This window comes from Pseudomonas sp. SIMBA_067, from assembly GCF_046534675.1.
Taxonomy (GTDB): Bacteria; Pseudomonadota; Gammaproteobacteria; order Pseudomonadales; family Pseudomonadaceae; genus Aquipseudomonas; species Aquipseudomonas putida.
The window spans coordinates 1-276 of sequence record NZ_JAWRYH010000358.1 but is presented as its reverse complement, the minus strand read 5'-3'; the positions used below and the strand labels follow the sequence as shown (position 1 = coordinate 276).

The window sequence follows — 276 nt, the reverse complement described above, 5'->3', positions numbered from 1 at the left end:
ATTAATGGAAGCTGGTAGCGCTTCTGTTACTTTTATTGATGCTAAAGACACCCCTATTTACGAACCCAAAATTGGCACTGTCGTTTTTTGGGCTGATACCACAGTAATTGGTCTGTTCGAAGCTAATCACGATATGAACGCCGTGGTTGCGTTATTAAAGCGCCATGATGAGCTCAAAGACAATTTAGTTTACAAAATCGAGCAACTCGAAGACAAAGATTGGGAACGTGAGTGGATGGATAACTTCCACCCTATTCAATTTGGCGAAAAACTATG

General features: G+C 40.9%; 1 protein-coding gene. It reads left to right on the top strand.

Annotated features, from left to right (window positions below):
- Nucleotides 1-276, top strand: a 276-nt coding sequence (locus SB765_RS29425; protein ID WP_410932459.1) for a 50S ribosomal protein L11 methyltransferase, incomplete at both ends; no start/stop codon positions are given.